1 pseudogene is annotated in these 698 nt (G+C 65.5%); it reads right to left on the bottom strand.

Going from position 1 to position 698, the window contains the following annotated elements:
* Window positions 1-698: pseudogene (locus V9L18_RS22000) on the bottom strand (malate synthase A); the annotation flags it as partial.

Here is a 698-nt window from a genome sequence, read left to right as displayed (position 1 = left end):
GCTTCGTCCTTGCGGTTGGGCACGGCTGCCGCCATCCCGCCGATGGCCATGGCGCCGCGCTTGTGGCAGGCACGGACCAGCTGTTCGGTGTAGGCGCGCATAAAGGGCTGGGTCATGGTCACCTGGGCGCGGTCCGGGAGGACGAACCGGGGGCCGCGGGTGCGGAAGTTCTTGATCAGGGAGAAGATGTAGTCCCACCGGCCGGCGTTCAGGCCTGATGCGTGGTCCCGGAGTTCGTAGAGGATTTCTTCCATTTCGAAGGCTGCGGTGATGGTTTCGATCAGCACGGTGGCCCGGATAGTGCCCTGCGGGATGCCGAGGAGGTCCTGGGCGAGGATGAAGATGTCGTTCCAGAGCCGGGCTTCGAGGTGGTTCTCGATCTTGGGCAGGTAGAAGTACGGGCCTTTGCCCTGGGCCAGCAGGCGGCGGGCGTTGTGGAAAAAGAACAGGCCGAAGTCCACGATCCCGCCGGCCACCGGGGTGCCGTCGATGAGCATGTGCTTCTCCGGCAGGTGCCAGCCGCGGGGGCGGACCACGATGGTGGGCAGTTCCCCGGCGGGGCGGAGCTTGTATTCCTTGCCCTCAGGGGTGGTGAAGTCGATCCGACGTTCCAGCGCATCGGTGAGGTTCAGCTGGCCCTTGATCACGTTCCGCCACGTGGGGGTGGAGGAGTCCTCCATGTCCGCGAGCCACACCTT

The sequence above is a fragment of the Pseudarthrobacter sp. CCNWLW217 genome, assembly GCF_037203985.1.
Taxonomy (GTDB): domain Bacteria; phylum Actinomycetota; class Actinomycetes; order Actinomycetales; family Micrococcaceae; genus Arthrobacter.
Note: the sequence above shows the minus strand (reverse complement) of the source record. Positions and strands in the feature narration are given on the sequence as shown.